This window comes from Streptomyces albipurpureus (genome assembly GCF_023701525.1).
Taxonomy (GTDB): Bacteria; Actinomycetota; Actinomycetes; order Streptomycetales; family Streptomycetaceae; genus Streptomyces; species Streptomyces albipurpureus.
In genome coordinates, this window is record NZ_JAMQAW010000043.1 from 1 (window position 1) to 1335 (window position 1335).

Consider the following 1335-nt stretch of genomic DNA (forward strand, 5'->3'; position numbering starts at 1 on the left):
GGGGTCGTCCTCGCTGCCGAGTACCTCGCGTTGCCACAGGGTGTAGTCCGCGTACTGCACCGGCAGCACCGGCCAGGCGGGCGCCTCGCCCCGGGAACGGGCCTGATAGGCCAGGGACAGATCCCGGGCGAACGGGGCCATCGACCAGCCATCCGCCGCAATGTGATGCACCACAGCGATCAACACGAACTCATCCGGCCCCACGACACACAACCGCACCCGCAACGGCAGATCCACCGACAGATCAAACCCGGCAGACACCTCCGCCGCCAACACCCCACCAAGCCCCGACGCATCCACCTCCGACACCGTAAGAAGCCGGGCGACACGGCTGTCATCGGCAGAGCCACCACCCGCAGAGAACGAGTTATCACCCAGCCCCTGGCCGATACTCAAGATCTGCTGACGGGGTTGACCATCCACCTGCGGGAAGACCGTACGCAGGCTCTCATGCCGGCCCACGACATCCATCAACGCCGCCCGCAACGCCCCCACATCCAACGCGCCACGCAACCGCAGGGCGAAGGGAATGTTGTAGGTCGCCGACGGGCCCTCCAACTCGCCCAGGAACCACAACCTACGCTGCGCAAACGACACCGGAACCAACTCCGGACGCACCCGCCCCGACAACCGCACCCGCACCACACCCGCAGCATCATCAACATGCGACGCCAAACCAGCCACCGTCGGCGCCTCGAACAACGCCCGAATCGACACCTCAACATCCAAGACACTACGAATCCGCGACACCAACCGAGTCGCCAACAACGAGTGCCCACCCAGATCGAAGAAACTGTCATCGATACCAACCTCGCCCACACCCAAAACCTCGGCGAACAGCGAACACAACACCTCCTCCCGCGGACTACGCGGACCACGACCAGAGACCTTGGCAGCGACCTCGGGAACGGGAAGAGCCTGACGATCCAGCTTCCCGTTGGGTGTCAGCGGCAAGGCTTCCAGTGCTACGAAGGCGGTGGGCACCATATAGTCCGGCAGGCGCTCCGCTACCAGACCCCGCAACACCGACACATCGATCAACGGCACAACACCGGAGTCGGCGGGAACCACATACGCGACCAGACGCTTGTCACCTGGCCGGTCCTCGCGGACCAGGACCGCCACCTGCCCGACTGAGTCATGTGAGGCCAGAACCGCCTCGATCTCACCGGGCTCGATACGGAATCCGCGTATCTTCACCTGCGCATCGGCGCGGCCTAGGAACTCCAGGATGCCGTCTGTGCGCCATTGGGCTAGGTCCCCGGTTCGGTACATCCGGGCACCCAAGGCGCTGAAGGGGTTGGCTATGAAGCGTTCGGCGGTGAGGTCGGGGCG

General features: G+C 64.7%; 1 protein-coding gene. It reads right to left on the minus strand.

Annotated elements, in window-relative coordinates; translation table 11 throughout:
• On the minus strand, positions 1–1335 hold a 1335-nt coding region (locus NBG84_RS31340; RefSeq protein WP_250923058.1), incomplete at both ends, for a condensation domain-containing protein.